This window comes from Nocardioides gansuensis (genome assembly GCF_003076135.1).
Classification (GTDB): domain Bacteria; phylum Actinomycetota; class Actinomycetes; order Propionibacteriales; family Nocardioidaceae; genus Nocardioides; species Nocardioides gansuensis.
In genome coordinates this window covers 1-13,847 of record NZ_QDGZ01000019.1, presented here as the reverse complement: position 1 = coordinate 13,847, position 13,847 = coordinate 1, and the positions used below count along the sequence as shown (strand labels likewise).

The 13,847-nt window shown below is 69.6% G+C and carries 18 protein-coding genes; 15 read left to right on the top strand and 3 right to left on the bottom strand.

The window, feature by feature from the left end; all coding sequences use genetic code 11:
* Window positions 1-454: 454 nt before the first annotated feature.
* Window positions 455-1,720, bottom strand: a complete 1,266-nt coding sequence (gene tyrS / locus DDE18_RS22355; RefSeq protein WP_116574641.1) for a tyrosine--tRNA ligase — start codon at window positions 1,718-1,720, stop codon at window positions 455-457.
* A 108-nt stretch (window positions 1,721-1,828) separates the two neighbouring features.
* Here tyrS and DDE18_RS22350 point away from each other — a divergent pair, with 108 nt between their 5' ends.
* Genes DDE18_RS22350 through DDE18_RS22330 form a run of 6 tightly spaced genes read left to right on the top strand, consistent with a single transcriptional unit; the run spans window position 1,829 to window position 5,147 of the window.
* Window positions 1,829-3,301: a serine/threonine-protein kinase gene (locus tag DDE18_RS22350; protein ID WP_133241318.1), complete on the top strand. Its 1,473-nt coding sequence runs from the start codon at window positions 1,829-1,831 to the stop codon at window positions 3,299-3,301.
* A 28-nt stretch (window positions 3,302-3,329) separates the two neighbouring features.
* Entirely contained in the window at window positions 3,330-3,677 is a 348-nt protein-coding gene (locus DDE18_RS22345; RefSeq protein WP_116574639.1) for a VOC family protein, read from the top strand.
* 21 nt (window positions 3,678-3,698) lie between these two features.
* Window positions 3,699-4,010 (top strand): hypothetical protein, encoded by a 312-nt coding sequence (locus DDE18_RS22340; protein ID WP_116574638.1) that lies wholly within the window; start codon window positions 3,699-3,701, stop codon window positions 4,008-4,010.
* A 56-nt stretch (window positions 4,011-4,066) separates the two neighbouring features.
* Window positions 4,067-4,477 carry a YidC/Oxa1 family membrane protein insertase gene (locus tag DDE18_RS23905; protein ID WP_245916946.1) on the top strand — a complete coding sequence of 137 codons (411 nt, stop codon included), beginning with the start codon at window positions 4,067-4,069 and terminating at the stop codon, window positions 4,475-4,477.
* Window positions 4,390-4,866, top strand: a complete 477-nt coding sequence (locus DDE18_RS23900) for a YidC/Oxa1 family membrane protein insertase (RefSeq protein ID WP_342748983.1) — start codon at window positions 4,390-4,392, stop codon at window positions 4,864-4,866. Before DDE18_RS23905 ends, DDE18_RS23900 begins: the two co-directional genes overlap by 88 nt.
* On the top strand, window positions 4,863-5,147 hold the full coding sequence (locus tag DDE18_RS22330; protein ID WP_116574636.1) for a hypothetical protein: 285 nt from the start codon (window positions 4,863-4,865) through the stop codon (window positions 5,145-5,147). The genes DDE18_RS23900 and DDE18_RS22330 overlap by 4 nt, the downstream gene beginning before the upstream one ends.
* 56 nt (window positions 5,148-5,203) lie before the next feature.
* Here the strand turns inward: DDE18_RS22330 and DDE18_RS22325 are convergent, their stop codons facing one another.
* The gene (locus DDE18_RS22325) at window positions 5,204-5,419 is read right to left on the bottom strand and encodes a hypothetical protein (RefSeq protein WP_116574635.1); all 216 of its coding nucleotides are present in this window, start codon (window positions 5,417-5,419) and stop codon (window positions 5,204-5,206) included.
* Between the two features lie 187 nt (window positions 5,420-5,606).
* Here DDE18_RS22325 and DDE18_RS24160 point away from each other — a divergent pair, with 187 nt between their 5' ends.
* From DDE18_RS24160 to DDE18_RS22295, 8 genes are read left to right on the top strand one after another with little or no spacing between them, the layout of a single operon-like run.
* Window positions 5,607-5,729 carry a hypothetical protein gene (locus tag DDE18_RS24160; protein ID WP_281258434.1) on the top strand — a complete coding sequence of 41 codons (123 nt, stop codon included), beginning with the start codon at window positions 5,607-5,609 and terminating at the stop codon, window positions 5,727-5,729.
* A 1-nt stretch (window position 5,730) separates the two neighbouring features.
* A complete protein-coding gene (locus DDE18_RS22320; protein ID WP_116574634.1) occupies window positions 5,731-7,170 on the top strand; it encodes a flavin monoamine oxidase family protein in 1,440 nt (479 codons plus the stop codon).
* Window positions 7,167-7,658, top strand: coding sequence for a type II toxin-antitoxin system RatA family toxin (locus DDE18_RS22315; RefSeq protein ID WP_116574633.1), 492 nt, complete (start codon window positions 7,167-7,169; stop codon window positions 7,656-7,658). Before DDE18_RS22320 ends, DDE18_RS22315 begins: the two co-directional genes overlap by 4 nt.
* On the top strand, window positions 7,655-8,311 hold the full coding sequence (locus DDE18_RS22310) for a class II aldolase/adducin family protein (RefSeq protein ID WP_116574632.1): 657 nt from the start codon (window positions 7,655-7,657) through the stop codon (window positions 8,309-8,311). The genes DDE18_RS22315 and DDE18_RS22310 overlap by 4 nt, the downstream gene beginning before the upstream one ends.
* The gene (locus tag DDE18_RS22305) at window positions 8,308-9,261 is read left to right on the top strand and encodes a carbohydrate kinase family protein (RefSeq protein ID WP_116574631.1); all 954 of its coding nucleotides are present in this window, start codon (window positions 8,308-8,310) and stop codon (window positions 9,259-9,261) included. Before DDE18_RS22310 ends, DDE18_RS22305 begins: the two co-directional genes overlap by 4 nt.
* Before the next feature lie 10 nt (window positions 9,262-9,271).
* Entirely contained in the window at window positions 9,272-9,403 is a 132-nt protein-coding gene (locus tag DDE18_RS24155) for a hypothetical protein (RefSeq protein ID WP_281258433.1), read from the top strand.
* A complete protein-coding gene (locus tag DDE18_RS22300) occupies window positions 9,400-10,005 on the top strand; it encodes a TetR/AcrR family transcriptional regulator (protein ID WP_116574630.1) in 606 nt (201 codons plus the stop codon). The genes DDE18_RS24155 and DDE18_RS22300 overlap by 4 nt, the downstream gene beginning before the upstream one ends.
* A gap of 52 nt (window positions 10,006-10,057) precedes the next feature.
* Entirely contained in the window at window positions 10,058-11,080 is a 1,023-nt protein-coding gene (locus DDE18_RS22295; RefSeq protein WP_211754714.1) for a glycoside hydrolase family 16 protein, read from the top strand.
* 631 nt (window positions 11,081-11,711) lie between these two features.
* Here the strand turns inward: DDE18_RS22295 and DDE18_RS22290 are convergent.
* Window positions 11,712-12,395: a DUF2306 domain-containing protein gene (locus DDE18_RS22290; RefSeq protein ID WP_165821327.1), complete on the bottom strand. Its 684-nt coding sequence runs from the start codon at window positions 12,393-12,395 to the stop codon at window positions 11,712-11,714.
* 344 nt (window positions 12,396-12,739) lie between these two features.
* Between DDE18_RS22290 and DDE18_RS22285 the strand changes: the two genes are divergently transcribed.
* On the top strand, window positions 12,740-13,420 hold the full coding sequence (locus tag DDE18_RS22285) for a hypothetical protein (RefSeq protein WP_133241316.1): 681 nt from the start codon (window positions 12,740-12,742) through the stop codon (window positions 13,418-13,420).
* Window positions 13,421-13,847 lie beyond the last annotated feature (427 nt).

The window sequence follows — 13,847 nt, the reverse complement described above, 5'->3', positions numbered from 1 at the left end:
ATCATGTCACTCAATCAAAGAAACCATCAACCACCCACCCAAAAAAGGGCAAGCAATCAACGGGGCAAAACAAACTAATCCGTCGACTATCAAAACGCACTGTTGAGTTCTCAAGAATCAGACGCACACCGTGCTTCAGGCTTGTGCGGCCTTCCGCTGCGGGGCTTGTGGTGAAACTTAGCGGGAATCTTCGTCTCGACGCAAATCGAGAGTTTTTGTTTCCCCACCCGCGCACGCCACAAACAATTCGAAGAACTCCGCCGGCCGCTGTTGCGCGCACAACTGAGTTTCCCGAAGGAAGTGGACTGAGGGGGTGGCCGCCTCGGGGCCGGGAGCCCGGCCGACCGGCCTTGCTCCCCGCCGCGCCCTGGCGACGAGGAAGAACATTAGGCCGCGGCGTACTGGCACGCAAATCGCCACGTTGTGACGGCGCGCACACGCGCGTTTGCGCAGGTCAGCGCGCTTCCACGCCCGCGAAGTGCTTCTTCCCGCGGCGCAGGACGAGCCAGGATCCGCCGACCAGGTCATCGGTGGTGGGCACGTGGTCGGGGTCCTCGACGCGCACGTTGTTGAGGTAGGCACCACCCTCGGAGACCGTGCGGCGGGCTTCTCCCTTGCTCTTGGCGAGCCCGGCCTCCACGAACAGGTCGACGATCGACGGCAGCGCCTCCCGGCTCACCGAGGCTGCGCCCGCCTCCCGAAGAGCGGCGGCCAGCGTCGTCGTACTGAGGGCGTGGAGGTCTCCCCCGCCGAACAGTGCGGCGGCCGCAGCCTTCGCCTGCTCGGTCTCGTCCGCCCCGTGGACCAGAGTCGTGACCTCGTCGGCGAGGGCCTTCTGCCCGGCGCGCTTCCAGGGCTCCTCGGCGGTGAGACGCTCGAGGTCAGCGATCTCCCCGCGCCGGAGGAACGTGAAGACGCGTAGCAGCTCCCCGACCTTCTCGTCCTCGACGTTGAGCCAGAACTGGTGGAAGGCGTAGGGCGAGAGCATCTCGGGGTCGAGCCAGAGGGCTCCGCCCTCGGTCTTGCCGTACTTGGTGCCGTCGGACCTGGTCATGAGGGGGGTCGCGATGGCGTGCGCCCGCTCCCCGTCCGCGCGCCTGATCAGGTCGACGCCGGCCGTGAGGTTGCCCCACTGGTCGCTGCCACCGAACTGGAGCGTGACGCCGTGGTCGCGGTGCAGGTTGAGGAAGTCCAGCGACTGGAGGAGCACGTAGCTGAACTCGGTGTAGCTGATGCCGGCCTCGAGACGGCTCCTCACCACGTCGCGGGCGAGCATCCGGTTGACCGGGAAGTGCTTGCCGATGTCACGCAGGAAGTCGATGACCGAGAGGCTCGCCGTCCAGTCGTAGTTGTTCACCATCGTCGCGGCGTTGGCGCCCTCGAAGGAGAGGAACGGCTCGATCTGGCCACGCACCTTCTCCACCCAGTCCTTGACGGTGTCGAGGGAGTTGAGCGTGCGCTCGCCCGTCTCCTTGGGGTCGCCGATCATGCCGGTGGCGCCACCGACCAGCGCGTAGGGCGTGTGCCCCGCCTGCTGCAGGCGCCGGGCGGTGAGGATCTGGACCAGGTGCCCCATGTGCAGGCTCGGCGCCGTCGGGTCGAAGCCGACATAGAACCGAACGCTCCCCTGGCCCAGGTGTGAGCGGAGGGCGTCGAGGTCCGTGGCGTGGGCGATGAGACCACGCCACTGGAGCTCGTCGAGGACGTTCGGGGTCGACACGGGCAAAGCCTTTCCGTCAGGGTCGCGCCGGTGCGCGCCGCGGACCCTAGCCTGCCATGATCAGTAGGCACCTAGGATTTGCGGCTGGAGTCGACGGAAGGCCACAACGTGATCGCAGGCAGGTACACCCTTCTGCGCGAGATCGGCCACGGCGGGATGGGCGCGGTCCACCTCGCCCGTGACGAGGTGCTGGACCGCGAGGTGGCGGTCAAGCGGATCGGGATGGTCCCCGGTGCCGACAGCCCCGACCTGGCGCGGGTCGAGCGCGAGGCCAGGCTCGCTGCCCAGATCAACCACCCGCACGTGGTCGCCGTCTTCGACCTCGTGGAGCACGAGGGACACCACTGGCTCGTCATGGAGTACGTCGCGGGCGAGACGCTGGCCGACCGCATCAAGCGCACCGGGCCGCTCGGCCAGCGGGAGGCCGCGCAGGTGCTGTGGCAGGCCGCCGACGCGTTGGCCGCAGCGCACTCGGCAGGCATCGTGCATCGCGACGTCAAGCCCTCCAACATCCTGATCGGCGCCGACGGCCATGCGAAGCTCGCCGACTTCGGCATCGCGCGGGCCCAGGCGGACGCGACGCTCACCCAGACGGGGATGGTCACGGGATCGCCGGCCTACATCGCACCCGAGGTGGCGTCGGGCCACCTGGCAGAGGCAGCCGCGGACGTCTGGTCGCTGGGCGCGACGCTCTTCCATGCCCTCGCCGGCCGACCGCCGTACGACGTCAGCGAGAACCTCATCGGCGGGCTCTACCAGATCGTGAACGAGGAGCCGCCGCGGCTGGCAGGCGCCGGCCGGCTCGGCCTGGTGCTCGAGGCGACCATGGAGCGCCAGGTGGACGCCCGTTGGCCGATGCTGCGGGTGCGCGATGCCCTGGCCGAGGTGGCCAACGACCCGACTACGCCGACCCTGCCACTCTCCCCCGGAGCAGGGCCGGACCGCTCTGCGGCTTCGGTGGCCGGAGCGGCGACGGAGACCATGCGCCCCGTCCCCGCGGCCGCCCCGACAGAGCCGCAGCCGACCGAATCTCCCAGCCCGCCGCCGCCCACCTCCGGGCGCCGTGGCTCCCTGCTGCCCGCGCTCCTGCTCGTGGCGACGCTGCTGCTCGCCGCGGGGCTCGGGTGGGCGTGGTGGCAGGGACGGACCGTCGAGCCCGACCCCGAAGCCCAGCCTTCCGGCACCCAGCGCAGCACGCAGTCGTCGCCCTCTTCCCCGACTGAGACCCCCAGCCCGACTGAGAGCCCCAGCCCGACTGAGACCCCGAGCCGGGCCCGGACCGAGCAGGGCATGCGCGACTTCATCACGACGTACCTCGCGACGGTGACGAGCGATCCCCGCGCGACGTACGCCATGCTCACCCCAGAGTTCCAGGCGGCGAGCGGCTACTTCGAGGACTACTCTGCCTTCTGGGGCAACATCAGGTCGGCGTCTCCGCGCGAGGTCGAGGTCGACCCCGAGGGCCTCACGGTCAGCTATCAGGTCGACTACGTCCACCAGGACGGCTCGCGGACGACCGACGACGTCAGCCTGCAGCTGGTGCGTCAGGACGACGGCTACCTGATCGCCGGCGAGAGCTGATGGCTCCGCACATGGGTACGGTCGACCGGTGATCGTCGACCTCTTCGCGGGCATCCCGGTGTCGGACCTGGCGCGCGCGCTCGACTGGTACGGCAGGCTGCTCGGGTCGTCACCGAGCTTCTTCCCCAACGACGTCGAGGCGGTCTTCGACGTCAACGAGCACGGGTGGGTCTACGTCGAGCTGCTGCCCGAGCACGCGGGGCACGCCCGCGTGACGATGTTCGTCGCCGACCTCGACGCCCGGGTGGACGGGATCGCGCAGCGCGGAATTGACCCGGTCGAGACGGAGACCTACGAGAACGGGGTGCGCAAGGTGACCTACCGTGACCCCGACGGCAACGAGGTCGGCCTCGGCGGCGGCCGTGCCGACGGCTAGCGACGGCGTACGATCGCAGTCGTGGAACGGGGACTGGACGAGCTGAGCGCACGGGTGTCGCTCGCCGGTGCCAGCATGATCGGCGTACTCCTCGCACTGCTGGTGCCGACCCTCCTCGTCGCCGGCGCGGATGCGCCGGTCGCCGCCTCGCTGGCGGTGCTCGTGCTTTCGGCCGGTGTCGTGCGGCTCCTCGGCCGCCACGGGGTCATGACGGCCGCGACCGTGGCCAGCATGCGGCCGGTCGACTCGAGCACGAGTGCTCCGTTCCTGGCCTGCCGGGTGACCGACCCGGTCCGCTCGCCGCTGCGCCCGCGCGCTCCTGGACTCGCCTGACGCTCGCCTCGGCGCGAGCCACGCGACCCGTCCACCCTTCCCTCCAGGAGCACCCGATGTCCCTTCTCGACCCCTTGTCCCATGCCCTCGCCACCCTCGTGGCCGGTCTCCACAGCGGTGCGACCACGCTCGGTGTGGACGCCGCCGCAGGCACGACCTGGCTGCTCGTCATCGCTGCCGTCGTCGCAGTCGTCCGCACCGCCCTGCTGCCGCTCGTCGTCCACGGTGTCCGCCACAGCCACGCGTCGGCGCTGGCGCGGCCCCAGCTCGACGCGCTCGCCCGCCGCTACCGCAACCGCCGGGACCCGGACGACCTGCGGGCCTTCATGGAGGAGCGCCGCCGGATCGCGGCGAACCCGGCGTCTCCCGGCTCGGCTGCCTGCCGCTGCTGCTGCAGCTGCCCATCTGGCTGGCGCTCTACCGCCTCCTCGCGGACACCGCCGCGGGAGCGCCTGTCGGCGCGATGAGCACCGAACTGGTGGCCTCGCTCGGTGCCGCCACCCTGCTGGGGGTGCCGCTGGCAGCGCGCGGGTACGTCGGCGCCGGATGGACGCACCTGGCCGTGGTGGCCGGGATCGCCTGTGTGACCGCCGCGGTCACCTACTTCACGCAGAAGCACCTCGTCACGCCGAACCTGGTGACGGCCGACCTGCCCGAGATGGTGGCGCGGACCCAGCAGCTGATGCCGCTGCTGTCCGCGCTCGGACTCGTTGTCGCCGGCGGGGTGGTCCCGCTGGCGATGCTCGTGTATTGGACGTGCAACGCCCTGTGGACGTGTGGCCAGTCGGCCGTGATCTGTCGCTGGTTCCCGACACCCGGGTCCCCAGCCGCAAAGAGTGCCACGATGCGGCCATGAGCCAGCTCGAGGTGAGTGCCCTCGCCATCAACGTCACGATCCCCGAGTCCCTGCGCTGGCACGACACGCGCCGGGGCGAGGAGTTCGCGCTGACCACGCTCAACGTCCGGCTCTTGCCCGACGGGCACCTCGCCGTGAAGGCCTACGGCCGGCCGACGGCCGGCGGGCGAGGTGCCTACGTCTCCTTCCCGGTGCCCGACAGCCCCGAGCTGTCGGCCCTGGTGGACGAGGCGGCGACCCGTGCCGGAGAGCTGTGGGCGGCGCACCGGGGCCTGCGCTGACCGAGGCAGCTCGCGGACCGATGCGCCACGGCCTGGAGCGGTTCGGGCAGGTGGCGTCAGCGGCGGCCTTGGGACCGGACGAGCCAGACCCACGCGGCAGCAGCGACAGCCGAGACGAACCAGAAGCCTGTGGACACGGTCTCCTCGCTCAGGTCGAGGACTGACGTCGCGAGCCACAGGACTGCGCAGCCCAGGGCCACGACCAGCACGAACAGGCCGAGCCCCGTCGCGATGACCAGGGTCTTGGCGTCGCGCTGTTGCTGTGGCTGCACACCTCCATCCTCTACGGGGTGCAAGGGATGGGCCTACCCCGCAGACGGCGCAGCCCCGCGGGCTACTCGCACGTAGGTGGACCAAAGTCATACTCGACGTGGAGGTGGGTGAGCGAGGCCGGCGAGAATCTTGGACAAATGTCCGGACTTCGCGGTACGGTCGGCCGCGTCAGTCCAAGGGAGTGCCATGTCTCAGCAGAACCGTCCCACGTGCGACCGCGTCGCCCGTGTGTTGAACCGCACCGTGACCGAGACCTTCGAGAGACTGCCCATCGAGCAGGGCCGCGCCCAGATCGACGGGACGGCCTGAGATGCTCACGAACACACGTGTTGACGTCGTCGTCGTCGGCGCCGGCCTGGCCGGTCTGGTGGCAGCCCGTGAGCTTCGCGCAGCAGGTGCCACTGTCCAGGTGCTCGAAGCCCGCGGTCGGGTCGGGGGACGAACCCTGAACCACGACCTGCCCAACGGAGAGGTGGTGGAGGCAGGCGGCCAGTTCGTGGGTCCCACCCAGAAGCACGTGCTGGCGTTGGCCAAGGACCTGGGCGTGGCCACCTTCCCGGCCAACGACGCCGGCGACACCGTCTACGTTCACGGCGCCCGCGCCAAGCGGTACAGCGGTGACATCCCGCCCGACTACGCCGCGCTCCCCGACATCGGGGTGATGATGGCCCGGCTGGAGCGGCTCACGCGGACCATCGACCTGGCCAAGCCCTGGAACTCCCCGAACGCGGCGGAGCTGGACAAGCTCACCACTGAGTCCTGGGCACGGAAGCTCTCCCTGGGTCGCGGTGGCGTCGAGCTCCTCGAGGCACTGCTCGCGTCGGCCTACGGCACCACGGCCGCCGAAGCGTCCGCGCTGTTCACACTGTGGTATGTCGCCGGCGCAGGCGACGAGGACCACCCTGGCTCGCTCGCGCGCCTGATGGGCGTCGCCGGCGGCGCCCAGGAGTCGAGGTTCGTCGGCGGCTCCCAGCTGTTGTCCCTGCGCATGGCAGAAGAGCTCGACGGCGCGGTGACGTTGAACGCGCCGGCGCGTCGCATCACGCAGACCCCTGGCGGCGTCACGGTGAGCACCGACGATCAGGCCTGGGAGGCCGACCACGTCATCGTCGCCACTCCCCCGCACCTGGTCACCCAGATCGACTTCGACCCGCTGCTCCCGGCCCAGCAGGCCGCGCTGTTCGCGCGGATGACCTTCGGCATGCTGATGAAGTGCGAGGCGATCTACGACCGGCCGTTCTGGCGGGACCAGGGTCTGTCCGGGCAGGGCGTGTTCCGCGGCCAGAGCGGCCCGGTTTGTTCGATGTTCGACAACTCGCCGCCCCCGGGTGAGCCCGGCGTCCTCATGGGCTTCCTCGGGGCCCGAGAGTGGAAGAACTGGTCCACGCGGCCCGCACACGAGCGCCGCGGTGCGGTCCTGCGCAGCTTCGCCAAGGTCGTGGGCCCGCAGGCGCTCGAGCCGGTCGACTACTTCGAGCAGGACTGGACCCTGGAGCCCTGGACCCGGGGCGGTCCGACGTCCGTGCTCGCTCCCGGAGTCCTCACCGAGCTCGGCCGCTGGCGCGACGTACCCCACGGCAGCGTGCACTGGGCAGGAGCCGAGCACGCCGACTACTGGAACGGGTTCATGGACGGCGCCGTGCGCTCCGGCAAGGACGCCGCAGCGGCAGTCAGCGCCACTACCTCCCGCCCGACCGCAGCCCGGAGCACCGAGACACGCACCGAATTCACGACCGGAGAGAGCCCGTGACCGAGCACCACGTCAGCGTCCAGCGCACCATCGCCGCCCCGGTCGAGGACGTCTGGACCGTCATCGACAACACCGCCCGCTACGCCGAGTGGGTGGACGGAGCCTTCGAGGTACGGCGCCACCACGGCGCCGCCGTCGTCGGCCGGACCTACGAAGAGCGCAACCGCACCATCGGGCCGCTCACCACGATCTCGACGTGGACCGTGCAGCAGGTCGAACCGAAGGCACTGCGCGTCGACACCGGCGAGGGCTTCGCACCCTTGAAGAACCTGACCAGCACCTTCCGGTTCGTCAGCGTCGACGACGGGCGAGCCACGGAGATGACGTACGAGGTCACCTTCCGCCTCAGCCTTGGCCCCCTGGGTCGTCTGGTCGGCGCCGTGCTGAGCAAGTCGCTGGCCGCCGAGCTCGCGCGATCCATGGCCAATCTCGACGAGCTCCTCCGGTCCGAGCGTCCGCTCCCAGGCGAAGGCCGCCGGCTCTCGTGACCACCATCCACCAAGAAGTCGCCGACGCAGCCCGGCAGCTGGCCGAGCACGGCCTGCTGATCGGGACGGCCGGCAATGTCTCCGTCCGCGACGACGACCGGGTCTTCGTCACTGCCAGCGGCATCGTGCTGGCCCGGTGCGAACCCGAGGACATCGTGGAGACGACCCTCGACGGAGAGGTGGTCTCCGGACGACTCAAGCCGACGTCGGAGCTGGACCTGCACCTAGCGGTCTACCGCAGCAGTTTCGCGCGAGCCGTGGTGCACACCCACGCCCCGAGCGCTACCGCTGTCGCGTGCGCTACCAACCGATTCCCGTCCTTCCCGGTGCTGCACTACCAGCAGATGATGCTCGGCGGCGAGCTCCGGATCGCGCCGTACGCCACCTTCGGCACCCCTGAACTGGCCCAAGCCGTCGTGGACGCACTCGAGGACCGGCAAGCGGCGCTCATGGCCGGACACGGCTCAGTTGCCGTTGGGTCGTCCCTCGCGAAGGCGGTCGACAACGCACTCCTCGTCGAGTGGCTCGCCGCGCTGCTGCTGCGCGTCGCGCAGGTGACCGATCCGCTACCACTGACCGAGGCTCAGCAGATCGACGTCATCCGTCAGGCCTTCGCACTCAACTACGGAACCCCCCAGGAGAACCGGTCATGACGGAGCACACCCAGGTCAGCGACCTCACCATCGCCGCCGTCGGCGTCCACGTCCTCGACGCTCACGTCATCGGCGTCGAGTCCATCCCCGAGAGCTCCGACGGCCAGCTGGTGGAGGCCATCCGCCTCTCACCCGCCGGCACCGCCGCGGGGACGGCCGTGGTCCTGAGCCGGCTGGGCGCCACCGTCCGCTCCTACGGCGCCGTGGGCGCAGATCCTCTCGGGGACACCCTGATCGCGACCCTCGATCGTGAAGGCGTCGATGTCACCGGCCTTGTCCGAACCGACGCGGCGCAGACCTCCGCGTCGGTGATCCCCGTGCGCACCAACGGCGACCGCCCGGCCTGGCACTGTATCGGCGCGAACGGCTCCTTCACGCTCGACGACATCGACCTGCCCACGCTGACCGGCTGTGCCCACCTGCACCTGGGCGGACCGGAGTTCCTCGGCGGCACTGCAGCCGGTGAGCTGCTCGAACACGCCCGGAACGCCGGCCTGTCGACGTCGATCGACGTCCTCGCGCCCGGCGATCCCGGCATGCTGGAGTGGATCGGCGACGCGATGCCCTACGCCGATTACCTCCTTCCCAACGACGAGCAGGTCCTCGGCTTCACCGGCACCACCGATCTCGTCACCGGTGCCCGTGCCCTCCTCGAGACCGGTGTCGGCTGCGTCGCGGTCACGCAGGGCAAGAAGGGCGCCTTGGTCGTGACCTCCGAGGAGGTCATCGAGGTGGCGGCATTCCAGGTCGACGTCGTGGACACCACGGGATGCGGCGACGCGTTCTCCGCCGGATTCATCCTCGGTCGCGCCCAGGGCAGGACCTTGGCAGACTCTGCACGCCTCGGCTGCGCCGCCGCGGCGCAGGTCGCCCAAGGTCTGGGGACCGACGCCGGATCCTATGACCTCGCCACCGTCGACGCGTTCGCCAACGCCACGCCCACCCGTTGAGGAAGGACGTATGAGGACCGACGCGATCGAGGTCGTCGAGGAGACGCTCGCAGCGGTCAAGCTGCGGTTGCGCGGCTGCCTGCACGCGGGCGCGGCGGCCGGAATTGTCGTTCCTCCCGTGGACTACCGTTCCTCCTCGTGACGAGACCACGCTCTCACTACCCCCGAGGGGAGACGCGCAAGGCCCTCGTCCTCGATGCCGCCGTCGAGGTGATCGCGGAGCACGGCCTGGAAGGGGTGACCCACCGCGCCATTGCCAAGGCGGCCGGCGTCCCCCTCTCGACGACTTCCTATTTCTTCGCGTCCCTCGATGATCTCATCGGGGCGGCAGTCACGCGGATCGCAGAGAGCATCCTCGAGGCCGTCGAGTCGCTGGTGGCCGACGCAGCGACCCTCACCCAGGGCAACAAGCCTGTGGAGGAGTACGTCGACCGACTACTCGACGTTGTCACCGCACCCCGCGAACGGCAGATCCTCGTGCAGTTCGAGGCCTACCTCGGCACTACACGGCGGCCCGAACTGGCCGAGCCCGTCAGGCGCATCGTCGAAGCCTACGAGCATGCAGCCGCCACGGCATTCTCAGCACTCGGCGCCCCCGAACCCGACAAGGCGGCCCGACATCTCGTGGCAGTGCTCGACGGGTTCGCACTGCAGCGAATCGCCCATCCACGACCCGACGACGCCATGCTGCTACGCGAAGCCATACGTACGGTCGCCAACGCTCACCTCGGCGCACGCTCCTGACCGGGACGGAGACCCGATCCGCGACGGCGAGGGGCGGGCCGAGGGTCTGCCGGTGCTGAGCGCTGAGGAGGTCGCGGAGGCCGACGAGGTGCTGCGCATCGAGCGGCTGGTCACCGCCGAGGCGAGCCGCTTCCCGAGGAGGGCACCGCTGCCGCCGAGTCAGGGGTGTGGCCGTGAGAGTGACGACCTGGGTACTGTGGCTGGCCTCCCAATGACCGCCGTCGCGGTGCCCGAGCACGCCCTCGACAGGAGATCTCCGATGAAGCACCGAACGGCCCGCGCCCTAGCCACGCGGCCGACCGCCGCGCTGGCAGCAGCTCTCCTGCTGGGACTCTCGCTCGTAGGAGCGGTCAGGGCCACCGACCCCGCAGCCGTCGGGACGTCGGCGACCGGGTCGGCCGTGGCCGTGGCGGCCGCCGGCAGCACCAGCGCGGCGAAGAAGTTCGGGTGGGGACGACCGGTCGCGCGCGAAGAGTTCAACTACACCGGCGCCCCCAGATCGAGGAAGTGGGGCGTCTACGACTCCCCCGGGCACGACGACAACGGACTGCGCCGGCCGCGCGCGTGGCACGTCAACGGCCACGTGGCCCGGGTGGTCGGCAACAGCCGCGGCGTCACCGGGGGCATGTCCGCCCGGTTCGGCAACCGGCGGTACGGCCGCTGGGAGGTCCGGATGAAGACCAACCAACGCGACTCCGAGTATCACCCCGTGCTCCTGCTGTGGCCCGACTCCGGCGACTGGCCGTGCGACGGCGAGATCGACTACGCCGAGGGCGGGAGCGACTGGCGCGAGATCCATTTCTTCCTGCACTACTCCTGCGACAACTCGCAGGAGAGCGAGACCCGCAAGGTCGACACCACGAAGTGGCACAACTACGCGGTCGAGTGGACCCCTGACGGCATCGTCGGCTACCTGGACGGCGTCCCGTGGTTCCGCGACACCGATCCCGAGCACCAGCCCCCCGGGCCGATGCACCAGACCGTGCAGCTCGACTGGTTCCCCGACGGCACGGAGACCACGCGGTCGTGGATGAAGATCGCGTGGGTCCGGGTCTACGACGTACCGACCGGCTGACTGCGGACTGAGGCCGAGAAGACGGAGGTGCTGCCGTTCGACCTGGGAGCGGCACATGGCCGCTGACCTGCGGTGACGTTGTAGGGCGGGTGGGGCTCGAACCCACGACCCAAGGATTATGAGGGCGCTGGCCGCCGGAACGGTGCGAACGCAGCCGAACTGATTGAGACGATCTCCCGCTCAGAATGGAAGGTTCGTACATCGCGGAGTAGAGGTTGTTTCGAGCCGATTCTCTGCGGGGTGCGGACTATTTGCGGACTGCCGCCGCTCCTCCCCCGTCCCCGATAGGCGCCGAACTCAGGGCGCCGGCCGCCGGGTCAAGGCTCGAGCTTGCTCGATCGCGTAGCGACGCGAATGCGGCCTTGACGCGTCGGCCGGTGTCCGGACACTCGGGCGTCGGGGCGGGGGCTTCTCCATGTGTGGGAGTCGGGTCGGCCGCGGCGAGGACGGGCGGCAGCCCGCCCGCAGCCGCGGCTTCGCGCCGGCGGAGCCGGCGCTCTTGAGCCAGTGAAGCAAGTTGTAACCGATCGCGATCTGTAGCGATCTGTAGTGCCGCCCGCAACCAAGCGCGCGCTGTGCGGCATAAGACGCCACGCGCCGACAGCGGCACGGGCGTGCGGTTTCCGGAACGTCAGGGGGTCCCGGATACCGTCTCGGTGGCGACACGACCATGCCGCTCGGCGCCGTGTCGGATCACCAGTTCGGCGATAGTGAGGTTCACGATCCAGCCCAGCCACTGGCCGATCGGCACGGTGGCCTCGACCATCGCCTCGACGTCACCGCCGTACCGGCTGCCCAGCACCGGGAGCTGCAGCAGCATCAGCACCGGCACCACCATCCGCGCGGTGATCGCGAAGAAGCTCACCGCGTAGAGCCGGATCATCCACCGCCGGTGCCCGGTCGCGTCCCGCCGCCGGATCGCGGCGAACCCGGCGACCGCGAACACCGGCCACAGCAGCACCGGGACCAACAGTCCGTACCGGGCGACGTCGTTCTCCGTGGTGAGCGCCAGCGGCAGCCCGGTCACCACGAAAGCGACCGAGCCGAGGAGCAGGAACGCCCGCCCGAGGGCGCGGTGCACCCGACGCCGGCGGCGGATCCGCGGCACCAGCTGCAGGGTGCCCAGGCAGATCGCGGCGCCGGCGCCGGCCACGTGCGTTAGCAGCAGCAGCCGGAGCAGCGCGTCGTCGCGGGACACCAGGGTCTCGCCGCCGGGGACCAGGTACGGCGGCACTAGCAGGGCGGTGGCCACCACCGCCGCGAGGGCGAGGCCCCGCACTGACCAGGGAGTGCGCGGCGCGGTGGGTCCGGACATGCCACCAACGTGCTTCACCGGCGCCCGCGGGCGCATCGGGGTAGCCCCCGGACTCCCCCTGGATCACGGATCGCCTCACGCTTGCCCGCCTCGCTGGACGGCCGCAGTTTGGGACTACCTGACCGATCCGTGGGTCATTCGAATGGAGAGGGTGGTCGGTGGCAGCCGTAGTGGGGCACGGCCAGGCGATCAGCCCGCGCGCCGGCATCACGCCGTCCTGGCACGACAGGCGGATCAGCTCACGCTGTCCCCGCGATACATGCGTCTTGCAGTGGGCGAGGACCGTGCTCATTGGCGTTCGCAAGCCGACGCGCGCTCATCGGCATCACCGCGCGGACAGCGGCATGACAGGGCGGATCTGCCGCAACCGAAAGGTGCCATCAAGCGTCACACTCGGTGAGGGCGGAGGGCTGATCATGAGATTGAGGTTCGTGGTTCTCGTGGCAGCCGCGCTGTTGATAGTCACAGGTTGCAGCGAGTCCGATCCCTCCACCGATGCCGACGCAGGCGCAGATGGTCCGCCAACCACCACCGCGTCCGAAGAGGTCACTTCCGATCCTCCAGAGCCGAGCAGGAAGGACCGCGAGGACGATCTCGAGTTGCGGGGCGACTGGGAGGAACTCGGACCGGACGGGTTCCTGGAACTCCGCCTAGGGATGTCGCAGGCAGAGGCCCTGGCAACTCGGCGTATTGCCATCGGGGAAACGGTCGGACGGTGTACGGGGTTCTACCTCGCCATGTACGGCGACGCCCAGCCTGGTCCGCACGGCTACTTCACGACGGGACGGGGGTTGTCCGTCATTCGTGCTCAAGGGCAGATGCACACCGCCAACGGCGTGAAGCACGGCACTCGCCACTCGAAAGTGCTGGACTCGTTTGCGGATCTGGTTGGGTCGGAGTCATTCATGACTGCTCGGGCATCAGACCGCGCGGAGTACTACTTCGTTTTCAACGAAGGTGTGGTGTCTGACTTCGGACTGGCCTCGGCCGGCGATCCGTGTCTTGTACGGGCTCTGCGTCGCTAAGCCTGCGGCGATACCTCCTTCGGCGATGCCCGCTCATCGGCTGCTTGTTTCATTGACCCCAGGACCGGTGCCTGGCGAGGCTCGGTCCAGGCGCCCGGCTCGTCGCTCTCATTTCGGTTGCCCACGCTGGTCGTGTGGCTCTCATTTGGCCTGCGCTGGCGGGGCGTCGCCAGAGTCAGGAGAGGCTCAAGAGGGGTTTGCCCAGCTCGAAGCAGCGTTGCCCTCCCGGCTCGACAACCCACCAACACGTTCGAGCAACGGAGGACTCGATGAGCTCCACCACGACACCAGACTCACCCGGCGTGGTGATCGGGATGGACCCGCATAAACGCTCCGCGACCATCGAGGTCATGTCGGCCGACGAGGCCATCCAAGGCGGCGGTCGGTTCGCCACCGACACCGATGGCTACACCGCCATGCTGCGCTA

Coding starts and splice junctions, on each gene's coding strand:
- DDE18_RS23905 (WP_245916946.1), top strand. CDS start 4,067: ATGTCCCTTCTCGACCCCTTGTCCCATGCCCTCGCCACCCTCGTGGCC.
- DDE18_RS22330 (WP_116574636.1), top strand. CDS start 4,863: ATGAGCCAGCTCGAGGTGAGTGCCCTCGCCATCAACGTCACGATCCCC.
- DDE18_RS24160 (WP_281258434.1), top strand. CDS start 5,607: ATGTCTCAGCAGAACCGTCCCACGTGCGACCGCGTCGCCCGTGTGTTG.
- DDE18_RS22320 (WP_116574634.1), top strand. CDS start 5,731: ATGCTCACGAACACACGTGTTGACGTCGTCGTCGTCGGCGCCGGCCTG.
- DDE18_RS22305 (WP_116574631.1), top strand. CDS start 8,308: ATGACGGAGCACACCCAGGTCAGCGACCTCACCATCGCCGCCGTCGGC.
- DDE18_RS24155 (WP_281258433.1), top strand. CDS start 9,272: ATGAGGACCGACGCGATCGAGGTCGTCGAGGAGACGCTCGCAGCGGTC.
- DDE18_RS22290 (WP_165821327.1), bottom strand. CDS start 12,395: ATGTCCGGACCCACCGCGCCGCGCACTCCCTGGTCAGTGCGGGGCCTC.
- DDE18_RS22285 (WP_133241316.1), top strand. CDS start 12,740: ATGACAGGGCGGATCTGCCGCAACCGAAAGGTGCCATCAAGCGTCACA.